Origin of the sequence: Streptomyces sp. NPDC058257 (assembly GCF_042881845.1) — a bacterium.
Lineage (GTDB): Bacteria > Actinomycetota > Actinomycetes > Streptomycetales > Streptomycetaceae > Streptomyces.
Window position 1 is genome coordinate 540,732 of sequence record NZ_JBHVXJ010000001.1, and the last position, 20,542, is coordinate 561,273.

General features: G+C 70.9%; 18 protein-coding genes. 10 read left to right on the plus strand and 8 right to left on the minus strand.

The window, feature by feature from the left end:
• Positions 1-99 precede the first annotated feature (99 nt).
• Complete coding sequence (locus tag ACFVXC_RS02280; RefSeq protein ID WP_389900638.1) at positions 100-2,322, plus strand: germacradienol/geosmin synthase; 2,223 nt, start codon at positions 100-102, stop codon at positions 2,320-2,322.
• A gap of 39 nt (positions 2,323-2,361) precedes the next feature.
• Here ACFVXC_RS02280 and ACFVXC_RS02285 read toward each other — a convergent pair whose 3' ends face one another.
• Positions 2,362-3,222: a metallophosphoesterase family protein gene (locus ACFVXC_RS02285; protein WP_389900640.1), complete on the minus strand. Its 861-nt coding sequence runs from the start codon at positions 3,220-3,222 to the stop codon at positions 2,362-2,364.
• Between the two features lie 162 nt (positions 3,223-3,384).
• Positions 3,385-5,034: a cytochrome bc complex cytochrome b subunit gene (locus tag ACFVXC_RS02290; RefSeq protein ID WP_389900642.1), complete on the minus strand. Its 1,650-nt coding sequence runs from the start codon at positions 5,032-5,034 to the stop codon at positions 3,385-3,387.
• Positions 5,035-5,193: 159 nt separating this feature from the next.
• Between ACFVXC_RS02290 and ACFVXC_RS02295 the strand changes: the two genes are divergently transcribed.
• Complete coding sequence (locus tag ACFVXC_RS02295; protein WP_389900644.1) at positions 5,194-5,337, plus strand: hypothetical protein; 144 nt, start codon at positions 5,194-5,196, stop codon at positions 5,335-5,337.
• A 133-nt stretch (positions 5,338-5,470) separates the two neighbouring features.
• Positions 5,471-6,631 carry a methyltransferase gene (locus tag ACFVXC_RS02300; protein WP_389900646.1) on the plus strand — a complete coding sequence of 387 codons (1,161 nt, stop codon included), beginning with the start codon at positions 5,471-5,473 and terminating at the stop codon, positions 6,629-6,631.
• On the opposite strand, the gene ACFVXC_RS02305 is transcribed toward ACFVXC_RS02300, so the two are convergent.
• The 3 genes from ACFVXC_RS02305 to ACFVXC_RS02315 form a co-directional block, all read right to left on the minus strand.
• On the minus strand, positions 6,588-7,682 hold the full coding sequence (locus ACFVXC_RS02305; RefSeq protein ID WP_389900648.1) for an LLM class flavin-dependent oxidoreductase: 1,095 nt from the start codon (positions 7,680-7,682) through the stop codon (positions 6,588-6,590). The genes ACFVXC_RS02300 and ACFVXC_RS02305 overlap by 44 nt on opposite strands.
• The gene (locus ACFVXC_RS02310) at positions 7,682-8,215 is read right to left on the minus strand and encodes an SRPBCC family protein (protein ID WP_389900650.1); all 534 of its coding nucleotides are present in this window, start codon (positions 8,213-8,215) and stop codon (positions 7,682-7,684) included. Before ACFVXC_RS02310 ends, ACFVXC_RS02305 begins: the two co-directional genes overlap by 1 nt.
• Positions 8,216-8,331: 116 nt before the next feature.
• Complete coding sequence (locus tag ACFVXC_RS02315; protein ID WP_389900652.1) at positions 8,332-8,829, minus strand: winged helix-turn-helix transcriptional regulator; 498 nt, start codon at positions 8,827-8,829, stop codon at positions 8,332-8,334.
• Positions 8,830-8,997: 168 nt separating this feature from the next.
• On the opposite strand from ACFVXC_RS02315, the gene ACFVXC_RS02320 reads away from it, so the two are divergent.
• From ACFVXC_RS02320 to ACFVXC_RS02330, 3 genes are all read left to right on the plus strand, one after another.
• Positions 8,998-9,903 carry an AAA family ATPase gene (locus ACFVXC_RS02320; RefSeq protein WP_389900654.1) on the plus strand — a complete coding sequence of 302 codons (906 nt, stop codon included), beginning with the start codon at positions 8,998-9,000 and terminating at the stop codon, positions 9,901-9,903.
• Positions 9,900-11,345: a VWA domain-containing protein gene (locus tag ACFVXC_RS02325; RefSeq protein ID WP_389900655.1), complete on the plus strand. Its 1,446-nt coding sequence runs from the start codon at positions 9,900-9,902 to the stop codon at positions 11,343-11,345. Before ACFVXC_RS02320 ends, ACFVXC_RS02325 begins: the two co-directional genes overlap by 4 nt.
• A 62-nt stretch (positions 11,346-11,407) precedes the next feature.
• A complete protein-coding gene (locus tag ACFVXC_RS02330) occupies positions 11,408-12,544 on the plus strand; it encodes a M20 family metallopeptidase (RefSeq protein WP_389900657.1) in 1,137 nt (378 codons plus the stop codon).
• Here the strand turns inward: ACFVXC_RS02330 and ACFVXC_RS02335 are convergent.
• From ACFVXC_RS02335 to ACFVXC_RS02345, 3 genes are all read right to left on the minus strand, one after another.
• Entirely contained in the window at positions 12,522-13,385 is an 864-nt protein-coding gene (locus ACFVXC_RS02335) for an ABC transporter ATP-binding protein (RefSeq protein WP_389900659.1), read from the minus strand. The two genes, ACFVXC_RS02330 and ACFVXC_RS02335, sit on opposite strands and share 23 nt — an antisense overlap.
• Before the next feature lie 5 nt (positions 13,386-13,390).
• Positions 13,391-14,461: a FecCD family ABC transporter permease gene (locus ACFVXC_RS02340; RefSeq protein ID WP_389900660.1), complete on the minus strand. Its 1,071-nt coding sequence runs from the start codon at positions 14,459-14,461 to the stop codon at positions 13,391-13,393.
• Between the two features lie 68 nt (positions 14,462-14,529).
• The gene (locus ACFVXC_RS02345) at positions 14,530-15,618 is read right to left on the minus strand and encodes a FecCD family ABC transporter permease (protein ID WP_389900662.1); all 1,089 of its coding nucleotides are present in this window, start codon (positions 15,616-15,618) and stop codon (positions 14,530-14,532) included.
• 156 nt (positions 15,619-15,774) lie between these two features.
• On the opposite strand from ACFVXC_RS02345, the gene ACFVXC_RS02350 reads away from it, so the two are divergent.
• From ACFVXC_RS02350 to ACFVXC_RS02365, 4 genes are read left to right on the plus strand one after another with little or no spacing between them, the layout of a single operon-like run.
• Entirely contained in the window at positions 15,775-16,758 is a 984-nt protein-coding gene (locus ACFVXC_RS02350) for an ABC transporter substrate-binding protein (RefSeq protein WP_389901538.1), read from the plus strand.
• The gene (locus tag ACFVXC_RS02355) at positions 16,755-17,537 is read left to right on the plus strand and encodes a 2,3-dihydro-2,3-dihydroxybenzoate dehydrogenase (RefSeq protein ID WP_389900664.1); all 783 of its coding nucleotides are present in this window, start codon (positions 16,755-16,757) and stop codon (positions 17,535-17,537) included. The genes ACFVXC_RS02350 and ACFVXC_RS02355 overlap by 4 nt, the downstream gene beginning before the upstream one ends.
• Before the next feature lie 39 nt (positions 17,538-17,576).
• The gene (gene dhbC, locus ACFVXC_RS02360; protein WP_389900666.1) at positions 17,577-18,797 is read left to right on the plus strand and encodes an isochorismate synthase DhbC; all 1,221 of its coding nucleotides are present in this window, start codon (positions 17,577-17,579) and stop codon (positions 18,795-18,797) included.
• Positions 18,794-20,449: a (2,3-dihydroxybenzoyl)adenylate synthase gene (locus ACFVXC_RS02365; protein ID WP_389900668.1), complete on the plus strand. Its 1,656-nt coding sequence runs from the start codon at positions 18,794-18,796 to the stop codon at positions 20,447-20,449. Before dhbC ends, ACFVXC_RS02365 begins: the two co-directional genes overlap by 4 nt.
• The last annotated feature ends 93 nt before the right edge of the window (positions 20,450-20,542 follow it).

Below are 20,542 nucleotides of genomic sequence, written 5' to 3' on the forward strand. Positions count from 1 at the left end.
TCACGCGATGGTGTGACGCTGACGCGATGATCGCATCGGTCTCTCCCGCGTGGGTAGTGCTCCGCTGCCCGTAAAGCCATCGCGCGAGGAGAACGCCGCATGCCGCAGCCCTTCGAACTGCCCAGCTTCTACATGGCGCATCCCGCGAGCCTCAACCCCCATGTGGAAGAGGCGAGGGAGCACTCCAGGCAGTGGGCGCGCGGCATGGGGATGCTGGAGGGGTCGGGCGTCTGGGAGCAGCGCGACCTGGACGCCCACGACTACGCGCTGCTGTGCGCGTACACCCACCCCGACTGTGACGGCCCCGCGCTGTCCCTGATCACCGACTGGTACGTGTGGGTGTTCTTCTTCGACGACCACTTCCTCGAACTGTTCAAGCGGACCCAGGACCGTGCGGGCGGCAAGGCCTATCTCGACCGGCTGCCCGCCTTCATGCCGATGGATCTGTCGGCGCCCGTGCCGGAGCCGACGAATCCGGTCGAGGCGGGTCTGGCCGACCTGTGGGCGCGGACGGTGCCGCACATGTCGAGGGACTGGCGGGCACGGTTCGCCGAGAGCACGGAGAACCTGCTCAACGAATCCCTGTGGGAGCTCTCGAACATCAACGAGGGCCGGGTCGCCAACCCCGTCGAGTACATCGAGATGCGCCGCAAGGTGGGCGGCGCGCCCTGGTCGGCGGGGCTCGTCGAGTACGCGACGGGTGCGCAGGTCCCTGCGGCCGTGGCCGGTTCCAGGCCGCTGCGCGTCCTCAAGGAGTCGTTCTCCGACGCCGTCCACCTGCGCAACGACCTCTTCTCGTACCAGCGGGAGATCGAGGAGGAGGGTGAACTCTCCAACGGCGTGCTCGTCCTGGAGAAGTTCCTCCACTGCACCACGCAGGAGGCGGCGGACGCCGTGAACGACCTCCTGACCTCGCGGATGCAGCAGTTCGAGAACACGGCCCTGACCGAACTGGCCCCGCTCTTCGCCGAGGCCGGGCTGCCCCCGAAGGAGTGCGCGGACGTCCTCGCGTACACCAAGGGCCTCCAGGACTGGCAGTCCGGCGGGCACGAGTGGCACATGGTGTCCAGCCGCTACATGAACAAGGGCGGCGCCGCCCCTTCGCCGCTCGCGGGACCCACCGGACCCGGCACGTCGGCCGCCGGGATCAAGGCGCTGATCGCCGCCACGGGCGCCGAGCGGCTGCGCGGCTACACCCACGTCCCCTTCCAGCGGGTGGGTCCTTCCCGGCTGCCCGACTTCAACCTGCCGTTCGAGACGAGTCTCTCGCCCCACCTGGCGGTGTGCCGCCCCCGCACCGTGGAGTGGGCCGACCGGATGGGCATGCTCGAACCTCAGGCCGGAGTGCCCGGTTCGGACATCTGGAACACGCGCAAGCTGTACGGCTACGACTTCCCGCTCTGCTCCGCGGGCATCCACCCTGACGCGGACCTCGAAGCCCTCGAACTGAGCTCGGCCTGGCTGACCTGGGGGACGTACGGGGACGACTACTTCCCCGTGGTCTTCGGCCGGACTCGCGACCTCGCGGGGGCGAAGCTCTGCAACGACCGGCTCTCGCTCTTCATGCCGCTGGACCTCGCCGACATGCCGGTGCCGACGAGCGCGTTGGAGCGGGGCCTCGCCGATCTGTGGGAGCGCACGGCGGGGCCGATGGACCAGGAGGCGCGTCGCACGCTGCGCACCGACATCGAGGTCATGACGGCCGCCTGGCTCTGGGAGCTGGACAACCAGGCGCAGAACCGTATCCCCGACCCCGTCGACTACATCGAGATGCGCCGACTCACCTTCGGCGCCCCGCTGACGATGAGCCTGTGCCGCCTGGGCAACGGCCCGCGGGTCCCGCAGGAGATCTACCGCACGGGCCCCATGCGGAGCCTGGAGAACGCGGCCGGCGACTACTCGGCCCTGATGAACGACGTCTTCTCGTACCAGAAGGAGATCGAGTACGAGGGCGAGGTCCACAACGGCATCCTCGTCGTCCAGAACTTCTTCGGCTGCGACTATCCGACGGCGCTCGGCATCATCGACGACCTGATGAGGTCGCGGCTGAGCCAGTTCCAGCACGTCGTGGCACACGAACTGCCGGTTCTGTTCGACGACTTCGATCTGCCGCGGGAGACGCGGGACATCCTCGACGGCTATGTGCGCGAGCTGGAGAACTGGATGGCGGGCATCTACACCTGGCACCGCGACTGCCGCCGCTACCGCGAGGAGGACCTGTCGCACGGCCCGCTGCCGGCCCCGTCGGGTCTGGGTATGGCGGCCGTACGTCCCGACTGGCTCAGGGAGTTCAATCTCGCCGCCGGTCCCGGGCGGGGCTGAGGGAGTCCGCCCGGGGCCGGCGGCGAGACCGGTGCCGGACTATCCGGCGTCCCGCGGCTCCGGCAGGATCTGGCGGAGCCGCGGGTCGGGGTGCCGGTCGCGGCGCCACTCGCGCGGGTAGCCGACCGAGACCTCCTGGAAGCGGACTCCGTCGTGCCAGGTGGTGCGGGGGATGTGCAGATGGCCGTAGACAACGGCTGCCGCGTCGTACTTCACGTGCCAGTCGGCGGTCAGCTCGGTGCCGCACCACAGGGCGAACTCCGGGTAGTGCAGGATCCGGGTGGGGTCGCGCACCAGCGGCCAGTGGTTGATCAGGACCGTGGGGATGCCGGGCGTCCGCCGGGCGAGCATCTCCTCGGTCAAGGCGACGCGGGCGCGGCACCAGTCGTCGCGGCCGAGGTAGGGGTCGGGGTGCAGGAGTATCTCGTCGGTGCAGACGACACCCGCCTCGTGAGCCGCCTCCAGCGCGTCCCGCTTGGCGTACGTGCCCGCGGGGCGGAACGTGTAGTCGTACAGCAGGAACAGCGGCGCCACGGTGACCGGGCCGCCCTCGCCGCGCCACACCGGGTAGGGGTCCTCGGGGGTCGCGGCGCCCAAGGAGCGGCACAGGTCGACGAGATGGCGGTAGCGGGCCTCGCCGCGCAGCTGGTTGGGATCGTCGCGGGGCGTCCACAGTTCGTGGTTGCCCGGCGTCCACACCACCTTGGCGAAGCGTTCGGTGAGGGTGCGCATCGCCCATTCGATGTCGGCCATGCGCTCGGCGGTGTCCCCCGCGACGATCAGCCAGTCCTCGTCGGTCTCCGGGCGCAGGGACTCGAGGAACGTGCGGTTGTCGTCGTATGCGACGTGCAGATCACTGATGGCGTACAACTTCGGTGTCTTCTCGCGTGCTTGTGTCACTCCGTGAGGCTAACCGCAGCGCTTGAGCCGCGTGGCGTGATCAGCTTCCTTCGGTCTGCGGGGACGGGGTACGGGCCCCGGCAGGGACCTGACCGACGAGGCGGGAGGCGTAGTCGCCGCCGCAGGGTTCACCGGTGATCAGCGGGTGGTAGCGGATCGCGCTCAGTGGTGCCCGTCCCCGCCGCTCTGCTGGATCTCCAGATACTCCACGGGAGTCGCCTTGGGCACCTGCGCCGAAGGGCCGTACATGGCACGGCCGAGGCGTGCCCGCAGCTTCTCTCCCCGGGTGACCTTGCGCGCCACGCCGTGCGTGTCGACCAGCGGACCGATCTCGTACGGCTTGGGCTGCTCGTGCGCGGTCAGGGTGTACAGCTCGCCCTGCGAGAGCGGCACATGGACTTCCACGTACTCACCGTGCGGCAGCCGCTTGACCGTGCCGCTCTCCCTGCCGTGCAGCGCCTTCTCGCGGTCGCGGTGCTGCAGCCCCATGCACCATCGGTGCGCGACGAAGAAGGCGAGCACCGGTGCGACGAAGAAGGCGATCCGCACGAACCACGTGATCGCGTTGATGGAGAGATGGAAGTGCGTGGCCCACAGGTCGTTGCCGCCGCCGACCATCAGCACGCCGAACAGCGTCAGCCACGCCACGCCGAGGCCGGTGCGCACGGGCGCGTTGCGCGGCCGGTCCGCGATGTGGTGCTCGCGTTTGTCGCCGGTGACCCAGGCCTCGATGAACGGATAGACCCCGATCGCCGCCATGATCAGCGGGAAGAGTGAGAACGGGATGAAGACGCCGAGTTGGAACGTGTGCCCCCAGGCGTTGATCTCCCAGCTGGGCATCACCCGGATGAGCCCCTCCGAGAAGCCCAGATACCAGTCGGGTTGGGCGCCGGTGGAGACCAGATCGGGGCGGAAGGGTCCCATCAGCCACACGGGGTTGATGGTGGCGACCGCGCCCATGGTCGCAAGGACGCCGAAGACGAGGAAGAAGAAGCCGCCCGCCTTGGCTATGTAGATGGGCATGAAGGGCGCGCCCACCACGTTCTTCTCGGTCTTCCCGGGCCCGGCGAACTGCGTGTGCTTGTGGTAGAAGACCAGGATCAGATGGGCGACGACGAGCCCCAGCATGATCCCCGGCAACAGCAGCACATGCACGCTGAAGAGCCGCGGAATGATGGCGTCGCCGGGGAACTCTCCGCCGAAGAGGAAGAGGGAGATGTACGTCCCCACCACCGGGATGGCCAGGATCGCGCCCTGCGCGAAGCGGATGCCGGTGCCCGAGAGCAGGTCGTCGGGGAGCGAGTACCCGGTGAGCCCGGTGATGAGGCCGAGGAACAGCAGTGTCCAGCCGAAGACCCAGTTGAGCTCACGCGGCTTGCGGAACGCGCCGGTGAAGAACACCCGCATCATGTGCACGAGCATCGCGGCGACGAAGACGAGCGCGGCCCAGTGGTGGATCTGCCGGATCAGCAGACCGCCGCGCACCTCCATGCTGATGTCGACCGTCGACTCGTACGCCCGGGTCATCTGGATGCCCTTGAGCGGCGTGTAGACGCCGTCGTAGATGACTTCGGAGCCGCTCGGCTCGAAGAACAACGTCAGATAGACCCCGGTGAGGATCAGGATCAGAAAGCTGTAGAGGCAGATCTCGCCGAACATGAAGGACCAGTGATCCGGAAAGATCTTGCGCATCTGGCTCTTGGCCAGGGTGTGGATGCCCAGGCGGCCGTCCGCCCAGTCGGCGAGCCGCTCTCCCTTGCCGGCCGGAGCCCGCCGTTCGCTGTCCCGGGTGTGCTCGACGCTTTCACTCATTCGTCTCCCCCTCAGGCGGCTATCAGGTTAGATCGAGGGGCTCCCGGAGCCAACAGGCCTTTCTGGACTGGTGGTTGACGATCATCGGGTGCGCTGGCCGGCCCGATTCGAGTGACTGCTTCAAGGGCGGAGAAATCGATTGCCCGGCTGCGTTTCCCCATGAGAGATTCACTGTTCCGCGCGGCGCGTCTGTTCGACGCCCGCCTCCTCAAGGAGTCCGTCATGACACTCGGCACGGTGCCCGGCCTGGTGCTCGGCGACCTCTCCCGCGCTTCGACGCGGGAGCCGCATCACCTGACCTGACCGGCCTGTGATCTGATAGCCCTGTGGTCTGACCGGCCCGTCATCTGACAGGCCTGGCCCTGAGCCGGACCACCCCCGCTCCTCGTCGAAGCGCTGACCGTGCCCCCGCACGTTCACTCCCTGAGGAGTACTTGTGTCCGAGACCCGCTGGATCCACTGGATCGACGGCGACGCCGAACACACCGCCCGCTGGCACTCCGAGACCGGAATGCCGGCACCCCGCCAGGTCGTCCCCGCCGACGACCGCGTGAACGCGTCCACCGCCCACCGCCTGACCTGCGAAGGCACCGCCCTGCTGTGGCAGGGCGACTACCACCAGGCGCGCCAGCTGCTGGGGGCGCTAGGCCGCCGGATCGACCGCAAGGCGCCCCCGGTTCCATCGGAGACCTCGTCCGCGAACGCGGCCTTCCACCTCCAGCGCCGCGCCAGTGGCCACCGGGCCCGCGTGCTCGGCAGACTCCTCGTGCCGCTGGGCGCGGACCACGCGCTCGCCCTGCGCAGGGCGCCGGATGTCCGGGCCGCCTGCGAGGAGGCGTACGGCCCGCCACGTCCGACGCCCTCGGTGGTGTCACTGCGGGAGCTGCTCGGCGTGCTCGGCGCTCACCAGTGGCGCACGAAGGGCCTGGACGTCTCCGCGATCGGCGCCCGGATCCATCCGCACTACGGGGTCTTCTCACCGACCAGGGGCGAGTACGTCGACCTGGTGGCGCGGGCACCCCTGCCCCACCCCGCGTCGCACGGCGGCCCCGCCTTCGACCTGGGCACCGGCACCGGCGTCCTCGCCGCGGTCCTGGCCCACCGGGGTGTGAGCCGCGTCGTGGCCACCGACAACAACCCCCGCGCGGTGGCCTGCGCGCTCGCCAACATGAGCCGACTCGGCCTGACCCGGCAGGTGGAGATCGCAGGCGGCGGCGCACTCTTCCCACCGGGCCGAGCGGCCCTTGTCGTATGCAATCCCCCCTGGCTCCCCGCGAAGCCCAACTCGGCGCTTGAGCAGGGTGTGTACGACCCCAAGGGCACCATGCTCCACGCCTTCCTGACGGGCCTGGCCGACCATCTGCTGCCCGGCGGCGAAGGCTGGCTGATCATGTCGGACCTCGCCGAGCACCTGGGTCTGCGTGCTCCCGGTGAACTCCGCGCGGCCATCACGGCGGCGGGCCTGCGGGTCGCGGACCGCATCGGCACGCGGCCCGACCACCTCCGGGCCTCCGACCCGACGGACCCCCTGCACGCGGCCCGCGCCGCCGAGGTCACGTCACTGTGGCGCCTGACGCCCGAGAGGCCGGAGCGCTGACCTGCCCCTCCACATCGCGCACAAGGCCGATCGCCCGTCCCAGAGTCGTGAGCCGCGCCTCCAGGCTCTCGCCCGCCGGGTAGAAGCGGACCGTGTCCACGCCCGCCTCACGCCACACCCTCAGCCGCTCGCGGACCATGTCCTCGGTGCCGATGAGGGTGGTGGCGAGGACCATGTCGTCGGTGATCAGGGACGCGGCGCCGTCGCGGTCGCCCGACTGCCAGCGGGTGTGGACCTCCGCTGCGATATCGGCCCAGCCCTGCCTGCTGTAGGCGTTGTTGTAGTAGTTGGTGGTGGCGGAGCCCATGCCCCCCAGGCTGAAGGCGAGCTCCTTCTTGCGGGCCGCGACCATCGTGCGCAGCGCGTCCTCGTCCTCGGCGAAGGCCACTTCGGCGCCCTGGCAGATGTTCAGGTCGCCGCGGGTGCGGCCGGAGGCGGCGAGACCCGCGTCGAGATGGTCGAAGTAGGCCTCCTTCGCGCCCTCGGGGACGAAGCTCGTACCCAGCCAGCCGTCGGCGACCTCGCCGGTCAGGCGCAGCATCTTGGGCGAGAGGGTGGCCAGGTAGACGGGGAGTTCGTGCTCGGCGCGCATGGAAAGGCGCATGGGTTTCGCCTCGCCGCCGGGCAACGGGAGCGTGAACTCCCGTCCCTCGTAGGAGATCTTCTCCCCGGTGGCCGCCCGGCGGACGATCTCCACGGTCTCCCGCATCCGGGTGAGCGGCCGAGCGAACGGCACTCCGTGCAGGCCCTCGATCACCTGCGGTCCCGACGGGCCGAGCCCGAGGATGAAGCGGCCGTCGGAGATGTTCGAGAGGGTGATCGCCGCGCGGGCGATGGCCGCCGGGGTCCGGGTCGCGAGCTGGATGATGCCGGAGCCGAGCAGCATGCGTTCCGTGCGCGCGGCCAAGTAGCCGAGCGGGGACGGCGCTTCGGAGCCCCAGGCCTCGGCCACCCAGCAGATGTCCATCCCCAGCTTCTCGGCCTCGGTGACGAAGTCGACGGTCTCCCGCCAGTTCGCGCCGGACGCCTCGATGGTCGTCGACGTGCGCATCAGGCGCCCACCTCCCCGTGGCCCGCGCCCTCGGCCAGCTTCTTGATCGCGTCCAGCGTCGCGGTCATGTTCCGCTCGAACTCCCGCATCCGCACGTACACGATCTTCTGCTCCTTCTCCGGCATCCGGTCGATCGCGTACGAGAGACCCGAGCGGCCAGGCCCTATCCGCATCCACTGGCTCAGCTCGGTGCCTCCGTCGTCCGCCGAGGTGAGGCTGAACCGCCAGACGGCGCTGGGCTGTTCGGGATCCTCGACCGCCCAGGCGAACACGCGCGGGGCCTCGCACTCGACGACGTACGACGTGGTCCGCCACGCTCCGAACGACGCGTGCTCGCTGTGGCCGACGAACCGGGAGCCGAGCGCGGGCCGGGCCGCCCCGTCCAGCCACTCGACCGACTTGAGTTCCGTGCTCAGGGCGGGCATCAGGCCGATGTCGCAGACGAGCTCCCACACGCGCCCCGGTGACGCGTCGATCCGTGTGCGCACCTCGACCGTCGGCCTGTCCGCGTAGCGCGCGCCTGTCCACTCCATCGTGGGTCGCCTCTCTCCAGCCGCTTGCATGGTCGCTTTGTATGGTCGCTGACCATGAGAGTTGCGTAGATAGACTCAGTCGTCAAGGGTGAACCCGCGCTAGGCGGGCAGTGGGTTCAGCGGCTGAAGCGGTCCCGGATGTCCGGCCGTTCGGCGAGGCGCGCCGGGTAGCCGGGGCCGATGCGCGGATGCGTGTCCGCGGCCGACATCGGCTCCTTGCAGTGACCGCAGACCACCTCGGCCGCGCCCTCGTGCCCACAGCGTTCGTGCTCGAAGACGACCGGCGCCCCGTCGTCGCCGCTCAGCCAGCGGTTGCCCCAGCTGTTCATCACGGCGAGCACGCCGAAGAAGTCGCGGCCCTTCTCGGTGAGCACGTAGTCGTAGCGGACCGGCTCGCTCTGGTAGGCGCGCTTCTCCATGAGGCCCTCGTCGACGAGGCGGCGCAGCCGGTCGGTCAGGGTGTTGCGCGCGATGCCCAGCTCCTGCTGGAAGACATCGAAGCGCTTGATCCCGTAGAACGCCTCGCGCAGCACGAGCGGGGTCCACCAGTCGCCCAGCAGGTCCATGGTGCGGGCGATGGAGCAGGGCCAGTCGGCAAAGGAGGTCCGCCTCATGCCGCAAGGATACGAGAAGGGACCACGAGCTCGGTGGGTCTCGGAACTGGACTCAGCAGACCGCGGCGGGTGAGCGGGTACCGACGCGTGCCCACGTGACGTTCGACGCAAACGCGGCGACACCGTTGTGGAGCGGCCCGCGGGGCTGATCAAGTGGCGGAAGCCGATATGCCCCACGCGCGCACGCCGCACCCCGCCAAGCCGGAGGCCCCGTTGCTCTTCTCATCAGTGGACGATGTCGCCACGCGGCTCGCCGGGACGGGCTATCTGGCCTCGACGGCCGTCGCCACCACCGTCTTCCTGGCCGACCGCCTGGGCAAACCGCTCCTCGTGGAGGGCCCGGCGGGAGTCGGCAAGACCGAACTCGCCAAGGCCGTCGCCGAAGTCGCGGACGCGCGCCTGGTCCGGCTCCAGTGCTACGAGGGCGTGGACGAGTCCCGCGCGCTCTACGAGTGGAACCACGCCAAGCAGCTCCTGCGCATCACCGCGGGCCGCGACGAGTCGTGGGACGAGACGCGCACGGACATCTTCAGCGAGGAGTTCCTGCTCCCGCGTCCGCTGCTCACCGCCATCCGAGGCGACGAGCCGAAGGTGCTCCTGATCGACGAGACCGACAAGGCGGACGTCGAGGTCGAGGGCCTGCTCCTCGAAGTCCTGAGCGACTTCCAGGTCACGGTCCCGGAACTGGGCACCATCACCGCGACGCGCCGCCCCTTCACCGTCCTCACCTCGAACGCGAGCCGCGAGCTCTCCGAGGCGCTGCGCCGCCGCTGCCTCTTCCTCCACATCGGTTTCCCCGAAGAGGAGTTGGAGCGCCGCATCGTGCGTCTGAAGGTGCCCGGACTCGACGAGGCGCTCGCCCGGTCCGTCGTCCGCGTGGTCGGCGCGCTGCGCGCGATGGACCTGCGCAAGGTGCCCTCGGTCGCCGAGACCATCGACTGGGCCCGTACGCTGCTCGCCCTGGGCGCCGACTCCCTGGACGAAGCTGTCGTACGGAGCAGTCTCGGCGTCGTCCTCAAGCATCAGGACGACGTACTGAAGGCGTCGGCCAAGCTGGACCTGGACGCCGTGTGAGCGCGACGGCGACCGGTGCTGGGCTCCCGGAGCGTCTCACCGCGCTCGTGCAGGCGCTGCGCTCGCACGGCATCCGGATCGGCACGGGCGAGACGGTGGACGCCGGCCTCGCCCTGGAGGCGCTCGGTCTGGCCGACCGGGAGCGGGTACGGGAGGGGCTCGCCGCCGCTCTGCTGCACAGCCAGGGGCAGCGCCCGGTGTTCGATCCCGTCTTCGATCTGTACTTTCCCCGGGCGGTAGGCGCGCCGGACGCGCCGGACGGCATCTCCGGCTCGGGACGGGAGTTCGGCAGGGACGACCTGCGCGATCGCCTGGCCGCCGCGCTCGCCGCCAACGACCGGGCGCTGATCGCCCAGTTGGCGGCCGAGGCGGTCGACGGCATGGGCGGATACGGAACGCGTCCGGGGTCCGCAGGGGCGGGCGGGGCAGGCGAGTCGGGCGGTTCAAGCGGCTCAAGCGGTTCGGACGGGTGGTCGTCGCACCAGACACTCTCCCGGCTCCGCCCGGAGACCCTGCTTGCCCGTGTCCTGGCCGGTATCCGCCAGGGAACCGGCGAGGACGAGTTCACCGACCGCCTCACCGCCGACGAGATCCGCCGCCGCATCGAGAGCTTCCGCGACGCGGTACGCGCCGAAGCGCGCCGCCGGGTCGCCGAGCGGCGCGGCGCGGACGAGATCGCCCGGCGCGCCATCGCCCCGACCGCCGATCGGGTCGACTTCCTCATCGCGGGCCGCGCCCAGCTCGACGATCTGCGCCGGACGGTCCAGCCGCTGGCCCGCAAGCTGGCGACACGTCTCGCCGCGCGCCGCCGCCGCGCCGCACGCGGCCGGATCGATCTGCGCAGGACGCTGCGCGGCTCGCTCTCCACGGGCGGCATCCCGATGCGCCCCGTCCTGCGGCGGCGACGCCCCGCACGGCCCGAACTGGTCCTCCTGTGCGATGTGTCCGGCTCGGTCGCGGGCTTCGCCAACTTCACGATGCTGCTCGTCCAGGCGCTGCACGACCAGTTCAGCAAGGTGCGGGTCTTCGCCTTCGTCAACCGCGTCGACGAGGTGACCGACCTCATCGCGCGGGGCACGGCGGACCCCGAGGGCCTGAACGGGCGCATCGTCTCGGGAGCGGCGGTCACCGGGTACCACGGCAGCAGCGACTACGGCTCCGCCCTGGGCGAGTTCGCCGAGCGCTACATCGAAGCGGTCACCGCGCGCTCCACGGTCTTCGTCCTCGGCGACGCCCGCACGAACATGAGCGACCCGAACGTCCCCGCCCTGCGCGCCATCGCGTCCCGCGCCCGGCGCGTGTACTGGCTCAACCCGGAGCGCCACGCCCAGTGGCAGACGGGCGACTCGGCGGCCGGCACCTATGCCGAGCTCGTCGAGATGTACGAGTGCCGCGACGCACGGCAGCTCAGTGCTCTGATCGGGCGGTTGCTGCCGGTCTGACCTGGTGTGCGGCCGACCGTAAGCTGTCCGGACGGTGTCGGCGGCAGTGGCGAGGAGGACGCGTGGCGGGCGACGGGCTCAAGGAGGAGATCCGGGCGCGGATCGGCGAGGTGCGGGACGAGCTCGTCGGGCTCAGTCGGCGGATCCACGCCCATCCGGAGATCGCCTTCGAGGAGCGGCAGGCCGCCGCGTGGTGCGCGCAGGTGCTGCGCGGGCACGGGTTCGCGGTGACCGCGCCCGCGTACGGGCTCGACACCGCCTTCGAGGCGACGCTGGGCTCGGGACCCGTGACCGTGGCGCTGGCCTGCGAGTACGACGCGCTGCCCGGCATGGGGCATGCCTGCGGCCACAATCTGATCGCGGCTGCGGGCGTGGGGGCCGCCCTCGGCCTTGCCCCGGTCGTCGATGAACTCGGGCTCACCGTAAGCGTGTTGGGGACCCCTGCCGAGGAGAGTGGTGCCGGGAAGGCGCTCCTTCTCGACGCCGGGGCGTTCGACGGGGTCGACGCGGCGATGATGGTGCATCCGTGCCCGTTCGAGGTGGCCGACTTCCACTCGTACGCGATGGGGGCGCTGTCGGTGACGTACACGGGCAAGTCCGCGCACGCCGCGCTCAACCCGCAGGACGGACGCAACGCGGCCGACGCGCTGACCGTGGCGCAGGTGGCCGTCGGACTGCTCCGGCAGCAGTTGCCCGGGGAGTGGAAGGTGCAGGGGATCACCACCGAGGCCGGGACGGCGCTCAACGCGATTCCGGAGCGGGCGACCGCCGCGTACGCGCTGCGGACGCCGTCCGTGGAGGAACTGCGCGAGCTGCGGGAGCGGGTCGCGGACTGCTTCCGGGCGGGGGCGCTCGCGGCCGGGTGCGCGGTGGAGCTCGACCAGCCCGCGCCCGATTACCTCGACTTCCGGTCCGACGCCGGTCTCGTGGCGCTGTGGGAGGCGAACGCGCGCGCCCTGGGGCGGCCCCGGCCGCAGCGGCGCGGGCCCTTCGCGTCCACGGACATGGGCAACGTCTCGCACGTCGTGCCGTCCATCCACCCCGTGCTCGACATCAGCGGGGGTGGCTGTGGCCCGCACCAGCCGGAGTTCGCCGCGGCGGCCGCCACACCGATCGCCGAACAGGCCATGGTGGACGGGGCGGTGGGGCTCGCGTGGACTGCCGCGGACTTCGCCGTCAGCCGGTCGGCGTCTTCGTAGTCGGCGGCTTCGCAGCCGGTGTCTTCGCGGTCGGCGGCTGGGTGGTCGTCTTCGCAGTCGGCCTCGCGGTCATCGTCGGTACGACCACCGGGGAGCCGTCGCCCGGCGCCCGAAGGATGTCCGCGTCGATCCCGTACAGCTCCTTGACCAGCTCGGCGGTCACCACGTCCCGGGCCGGGCCGTTCGCGACTATCTTGCCCGCGTTCATGGCGATGACGGTGTCGGCGTAACGGGCGGCGCTCGCCAGGTCGTGCAGGACCATGACGACGGTGCGGCCCGCGGCGGCCACCTCCCGCACCAGGGAGAGGACTTCGACGGCGTGGCCGAGGTCCAGGGCGCTGGTCGGCTCGTCCAGGAGCACGATCGGCGTCCGCTGCGCGAGGACCATCGCGAGCCAGCACCGCTGGCGCTGGCCGCCGGAGAGGTGGTCGAGGCGGCGCGTGGCGAGGTCCGCGGTGCCGGTGGCTTCCAGGGCCTCGCGCACGGCGTCCTCGTCCTCGCGCGACCACTGGCGGAACAGACCCTGGTGCGGGTGGCGGCCGTAGCGGACGAGTCCGGCGACCGTGACCGCCTCGGGGGCCTGCGGCGACTGCGCGAGCAGCGCGATGCGGTGGGCCGCGCGGCGCTGGGTGAGCTGCCACACGTCCTGGTCCCCCGCACGTACCGTTCCCGAACTCGGCTTGTGCAGCCGGGAGATGGAGCGGAGCATCGTCGACTTGCCGCAGCCGTTGGGGCCGACGATGGCGGCGACCTGTCCGCCGGCGATGGTCAGGTCTACGCCGTCCACGGCGGCCGTGTGGCCGGGGTAGCCGGAGGTGAGCGCCTCGACGGTCAGTTGCACGGGGGTCAGGCCTTTCCGGTCTGCTCGGAGTTTTTGCCGAAGAGGACCCAGAGGAGGAAGGGTCCGCCGAGGACACTGGTGATGACGCCCACCGGAATCTCCACGGGGGCGACGACGCGGCCCAGTGCGTCGGCGGCGCCCACGAGAGCCGCGCCGACCAGGGCCGAGCCGATGATCGGGACACGGGTCGGGCCGCTGAGCCGGGTGGCGACGACGGGCGCGGCGAGCGCGACGAACGCGATCGGTCCTCCGATGCCGACGGCCGCGCCGGACAGGGCGACGGCGAGTGCGAGCGTCACGGCGCGGACGCGGCGGACGTTGACGCCGAGGGTGGCCGCCATGTCGTCGTCGAACCGAAGGAGTCGCAGGCGGCTTCCCGCGACGAGGGAGAGCGGTACGAGGACGAGCAGGATGAGTGAGAGTGGCGTGCCGACACTCCAGTCGCGGCCGCTGAGCGAGCCGACGGTCCAGAGGAAGACGCCGCCCGCGGTGTTGTCGTTCTCGCGGGACATGACGAGGTCGGTGACGGCGCCGATGACGGTGGAGACGCCGATGCCCACGACGAGGATCCGGTATCCCCCGCTGCCCGCGCCGCCCGCGCAGGCGACGACGACCATGGCCGCGGCGGCGGCGCCGAGGGGCCCGAGCCACCAGTCGCCGATCATGCCGGTGGACGAGCCGACGACGGAGGCGACGACGGCCGCGGTGGCTCCTTCGTTGACGCCGATGATGTCGGGGGTGGCGAGCCGGTTGCCCGCGAGCGTCTGGGTCAGGCACCCGGCGATTCCGAGCGCCGCGCCGACCATGAGCCCCACGGCGATCCGCGGGAGCCGGAAGTCCCGCACCAGCATGACGGTGGCGGAGTCGCCGGTTCCGAGCAGCCCGGAGAGGCTGTCGGAGAGGCTCATTCCGGTGGAGCTCGCGAAGGTGGCGAGGGAGACGACGACCCCGATCACCAGCGTGAGTCCGACGGCGGCGAGGGCGCTGCGGTACGGGAAGAGCCAGGAGAAGGTTCCGACGCGGACGGCGATGGAGTCGGGCGGGGTGACGTCGGCCCGGTCCTGCGCGGCTCTCACCACCTCCTCAGTCCCCGGCTCCGTGTCCCCTGCCTGCGCAACGCCCGCCTCCGGTATCTCCTGGGTACTCACGCGGCGACCCCCGCCGTGGACATCCGCCGAGACCGTGCGATCCAGATGAGCAAGGGGCCTCCGATGAAGGCGAGAAGCACGCTCACCGGGGTCTCCCAGGGGCGGATCACGATCCTGGCGAGGAGGTCGGCGGCGATCATCACGTTCGCGGCGACCAGCGCGGAGAGCACCAACTGGCCTGCCATACGCGGGCCGGTGACGGCGCGCGCCGCGTACGGGGCGAGCAGGCCGAGGAAGGCGATGGGCCCCGCGAGGGCGACCGCCGACCCCGCGAGCAGGGTCACCGCCGCCGCGACGACCAGGCGGATCCGCCCCGGGTGGTGGCCAAGTGAGCGTGCGCTGTCGTCGCCGAGCGCGAGGGCGGAGAGCGGGCGTACGCAGCAGAAGGCGATCAGGAGGCCGACCGCGATCAGCGGGATCAAGGGGTAGGTCTCCGACGTCTTGATCCCCGCCAGCGAACCGATGGTCCAGTAGCGGTAGGTGTCGAAGGTGGCCTGCTCACCAAGGAGGACGTACGACGTCATGCCGTGGAACGTCGCTCCGAGCGCCGATCCGGCCAGGACGAGCCGCAGCGGCGAGCCCGCGGCGCGCCCGGACGCGGCGAGCAGCAGGACCACCGCGCTCGCGGCCATGCCGCCGACCAGGGCCCATACCAACACGCCGTAGGCCGAGGTCACTTCGAAGTAGGTGAGGCCGATCACGACACCGAGCGCCGCCCCCGAGTTGACCCCGAGGAGGCCCGTCTCGGCGAGCGGGTTGCGCGTCACGGCCTGCAGGAGACAGCCCGCGGCGCCGAGGGCGACGCCGACCAGGGCGCCGGCGAGCGTACGCGGAAGGCGTACGTCCATGACGGCCAGCCGGATCTGGGCGTCGTCCCGCGCGGACGGGTCCCCGGTGAGGAAGTCCCAGGCGCGGCCCATCGGCGTCGACCCGGACCCGACCAGGAGGGAAAGGAGGCCGAGCAGCAGGAACAGGACCACGAGGGCGGCAGCCGCCCACAGCGTGGGGCGATGGGTGTTCGCCAAGCCCGGTATCGGACGTCTGGATCCGGACGTTGGATCCCTGCCCTCTTGCGCAACCAACATGAAGTTAGCCTAACCTAACCTTGACCTGGAGCCCCGAGTCGAGGCGTCGGCGAACTCCCTGCCTCCGCAGGGGTAATTCGCCATGCCTCGACACGGCCAGGGATGACCCTTATGTCCGGACTGACCCCCGGACTCAGAAGCATGGAGATCACGGACATGTCCTCGAACCACACCCCGCGTACCCGGCTGACCGCGGTTGCGGCCCTCACTCTGGCCTCCGCGCTCGCCCTCTCCGCCTGCGGTTCCGACTCGTCCGACGACTCCGGCTCCAGCGCCAAGGCGAAAAACGCCGCGAAGGACGTCACCGTCACCGACGCCTCCGGCGCGGAGGTGAAGGTTCCGGCCAATCCCGAGAAGGTCATCGCGCTCAGCGAGATGGACCTTGACTCCGCCCTCGCCCTGAAGGTCGAGCCCGTCGGCCTCTCCGCGGGCAGAGGCCAGAAGGGCGCCCCCGAGTACCTGACCGGCCAGGCCAAGGACATCCCGGTCGTGGGCGCTGTCACCGGACCTGACATCGAGAAGGTCCTGCAGGCCAAGCCGGACGTCATCCTCGCGGGACAGCTCGCCGACCAGCAGGTCCTTGGGCAGCTCAAGGCGATAGCACCGACGGTCGTCACGATCGACAGGACCAAGGACTGGAAGAAGTCCCTGGAGCTCACCGGCGAGGTGCTCGGCAAGTCCGACGAGGCGAGCGCGTTCCTCGATGACTACGACACCAAGGCCGCCGCGGTGAAGAAGAACCTGGGCGACAACTCGGGCGCGAGCGTCTCCGTGGCGCGCTACTCCGCCAAGGGCACCGCCGTGATGCAGCAGGGCGTGTTCATCTCCGACGTCCTGAAGGACCTGGGCTTCAAGCGGCCCGGCATCCAGAACAAGAAGGGTGAGGGCCACTCGACGCCGCTCAGCGACGAGGATCTGAAGCAGATCGACGCCGACTGGCTGTTCATCGGCACGCTCGGCTCCGCGGGTCCGGACGCCGACCTCTTCAAGGAGCTGAAGGGCAAGGCCGCCTACAAGCAGCTCGACGCGGTCAAGAAGGATCACACCACCGAGATCGACGGCTCGAAGTGGACCAGCCTCGGCGGCGCGCAGGCCGCCGTCTCCGTCCTTCAGGACGTGGAGAAGGCGATGGGCAAGTGACCTCCGGCATAGCCGACCTGGAGCTCGCGGGGCGCATCGCCCTGGTCACCGGCGCGGGCCGGGGCATCGGACAGGCGGTGGCCCGCGCGCTCGCCGAACGCGGCGCGCGGGTCGTGGCCGCCGACCGGTCGCCCGACGTGGAGGAACAGACTGACGGCCGCATCACCGGCATGGTCCTCGACGTCACCGACGCGGCAGCCGTGGACGCGGCGTTCGAGGAAGTCGAGCGCACCGCTGGGCCGTTGGACATTCTCGTCAACGTGGCGGGCGTCCTGCGGCCCGCCCCGGTCGTCGAACTCACCGACACCGACTGGGCGGAGACCTTCGCCGTCAACACGAACGGCGTCTTCCACACGTCGCGCGCCGCGGCCCGCCGCATGGCCGCGCGGGGCAAGGGATCCATCGTGACGGTCGGCTCGAACGCCGCAGGGGTGCCCCGTACCCGGATGGCCGCGTACGCCGCGTCGAAAGCCGCAGCCACGATGTTCACCAAATGTCTGGGCCTTGAGGTCGCCCGCGACGGCGTGCGCTGCAACGTCGTGTCGCCGGGCTCCACCCACACCGACATGCAGCGGCAGCTGTGGACGGACGACCACGAGCAGGCCGCCGCCCGTGTCGTCGAGGGTGACTCGGCCTCGTACCGGGTCGGTATTCCGCTCGGCCGGATCGCCGACCCCTCCGACATCGCCGAAGCGGTCGCCTTCCTGGTCTCCGACCGGGCCCGGCACATCACCCTGCACGACCTGTACGTGGACGGCGGCGCCACCCTGCGCGCCTGAAAGCCGCGCCGCCCTCCCCTACTTGACGAGGAGTCACCCGTGACACCCCCCAACGACGTGGTCGCGCTCGCCGCCCCCACCACCCCCGGGGCCGTCGGCGCGGCAACCGCGCTGCTCGACGCCTACCGACCCGGCGACACCCGGTTCTTCGCGTCGCCCACCCGCACTCTCCTCGCCCACGGCACGGCTGCCGAAGTCCCGCACGACGAGCGGACGTTGACGGAGCGGGTGGCCGCAACGCTCGACGCACAGCGGCGCGCGGGCAATCAGGCCCCCGTCGTGGTGGGTTCCATCCCCTTCGACCCCACCGCGCCCGCCGTGCTCGCCGTGCCCGAAGCGGCACGCTGGGCGCCCGCGCTGCGCACCGACCCGCTCGTCGCGCTGCCCACCGAGCCGCCCGCCACGGCCGGTGGCTGGCAGGTGCGTGAAGTGCCGTCGGGCCAGGAGTACGCCGCTTCGGTCGAGGCCGCGGTGGCACGCATGAGGAGGGGCGAGTTCGACAAGGTCGTCCTCGCCCGCACCCTGGAGCTGTCCACCGACAGCCCGCTCGACCTGCCCGCCATGCTTCAGCGCCTGGCCCGCCGCGATCCGCGCGGCTACTCGTTCGCCGTGCCCACGGGAGCGGGCCGCACTCTCCTGGGCGCGAGCCCGGAGCTGCTCGTCTCCCGGCACGGAACCCGCCTGACCGCCAACCCCCTGGCAGGTTCGACGCCACGCTCCGCGGACCTCGCCGAGGACGTGCGCCGGGCCGCCGCGCTGCTCGAATCGGCGAAGGACCTGCACGAGCACGCCGTGGTCGTGGACGCCGTGCACAAGGCCCTCGCGCCGTTCTGCACCGACCTCGATGTGCCGGAGCGGCCCACCCTGATCCGCACCGCCACCATGTGGCACCTGTCGACGACCGTCACCGGCGAGCTCGCCGAACCGGCCACGTCCGCACTGGAGTTGGCCACCGCCCTGCACCCGACCCCGGCCGTGTGCGGCACCCCGACCGGGCACGCCCGTGACGTCATCGGCCAGCTGGAGCCGTTCGGCCGCGGGCACTACACCGGCATGGTCGGATGGAGCGACGGGCGCGGCGACGGCGAGTGGGTCGTCACGATCCGCTGCGCGGAGGCCGAGGAGACGGAGAGCGGCAGCGGACGGCTGCGCCTCTTCGCGGGCGCGGGCATCGTGGCCGACTCCTCGCCGGAGGCCGAACGCGCCGAGACGGGCGCCAAGTTCCGTACGTTCCTCGATGCGGTGGGGGTCGACCGATGACGACGACAGACAGCTACAGGGCCGACAGCCTGAGGGCAGACGGCCGCGGCGACGCACCACGCATCCCCGAGGCCTTCGCCGAGCGGTATCGAGCCGCCGGGTACTGGCGCGGCGAGACGTTCGGCGGCATGCTCCGCGAGCGCGCCGACGCGCACCCCGCCCGGGTCGCGATCACCGATGGGGGCCGGTCCTGGACGTACGGCGAACTGGACGTACGTGCCGATCAGTTGGCTGCCGGATTCGCCGCCCGCGGCATCACCAAGGGTGACCGGGTCGTCGTCCAGCTGCCGAACGTCGCCGAGTTCTTCGAAGTGATCTTCGCGCTCTTCCGGATCGGCGCCCTGCCGGTCTTCGCGCTGCCCGCGCACCGCGAGACGGAGATCCACTACTTCTGCGAGTTCACCGAGGCCGTCGCCTACGTCATCCCTGACCGCCTCGGCGGCTTCGACCACCGCGACCTCGCCTCGAAGGTCCGCGCCGAAGTACCCACGCTGCGCGACGTGTTCGTCGTGGGCGACCCCGGAGAGCACACGGCGCTGTCCGACGTGCCGTGCGAGCCGACCCCGATCGACGCCCCGATGCCGTCCGACCTCGCGTTCCTTCAGCTGTCGGGCGGCAGTACGGGCGTACCGAAGCTGATCCCCCGCACCCACGACGACTACATGTACTCGCTGTGGGGCTCGAACGAGATCTGCGGGGTGACGGAGGACTCCGTCTTTCTGGTGGCGCTGCCCGCGGCACACAACTTCCCGCTGTCGTCGCCCGGTTCGCTGGGCGTGCTCTACGCGGGCGGCCGCGTCGTGATGTGCCCGCAGCCCGATCCGGACACCGCGTTCCCTCTCATCGAGCGGGAGCGGGTGACGATCACGGGTCTCGTCCCGCCCCTCGCCCTGGTGTGGACGGACGCGGGGCGTTCGACGCCGTACGACATCTCCAGCCTGGAGGTGCTCCTGGTGGGCGGCGCCAAGTTCAGCGAGTCGGCGGCGCGCCGGGTCACACCGGCGCTCGGCTGCACCCTTCAGCAGGTCTTCGGCATGGCCGAGGGCCTGGTCAACTACACGCGTCTGGACGACCCGGCCGAGCTCATCGTCACCACGCAGGGCCGTCCGATCTCCCCGGACGACGAGATCCGCATTGTCGACGACCTCGACCAGGAAGTGCCGGAAGGCGAGGCGGGCCATCTGCTGACCCGCGGCCCGTACACCATCCGAGGCTACTGGCGCGCCCCCGATCACAACGCCCGCTCGTTCACCGCCGACGGCTTCTACCGCACCGGCGACATCGTGAGCCGCACCCCCACCGGGCATCTGGTGGTGGAGGGCAGGGCGAAGGACCAGATCAACCGCGGCGGCGAGAAGATCGCACCGGAGGAGGTCGAGAACATCATTCTCGCCCACCCCCACGTCCATGACGTGTCGGTCGTCGCCGTGCCCGACGAGTACCTCGGCGAGCGGACCCTCGCGTACGTGATCCTGCGTGCGGACGCCGAGCCGCTGAAGCCCGTCGTCATCAAGAAGTTCGTACGGGAACGCGGTCTCGCCGCGTACAAGGTCCCCGACCGGGTCGAGTTCGTGACCGTCTTCCCGCAGACCGGCATCGGCAAGATCAGCAAGAAGGACCAGCGGTCGACCGCCGCCGCTCCGGGCAACTGACCGGGCATCCGCGCGGCTGACCTCCGGGCAGCCCGCCCTCGCCCGGCAGACAGCCCCGATCCACCCAGCTTTCCTGAATTCCCCGAAAGGCCC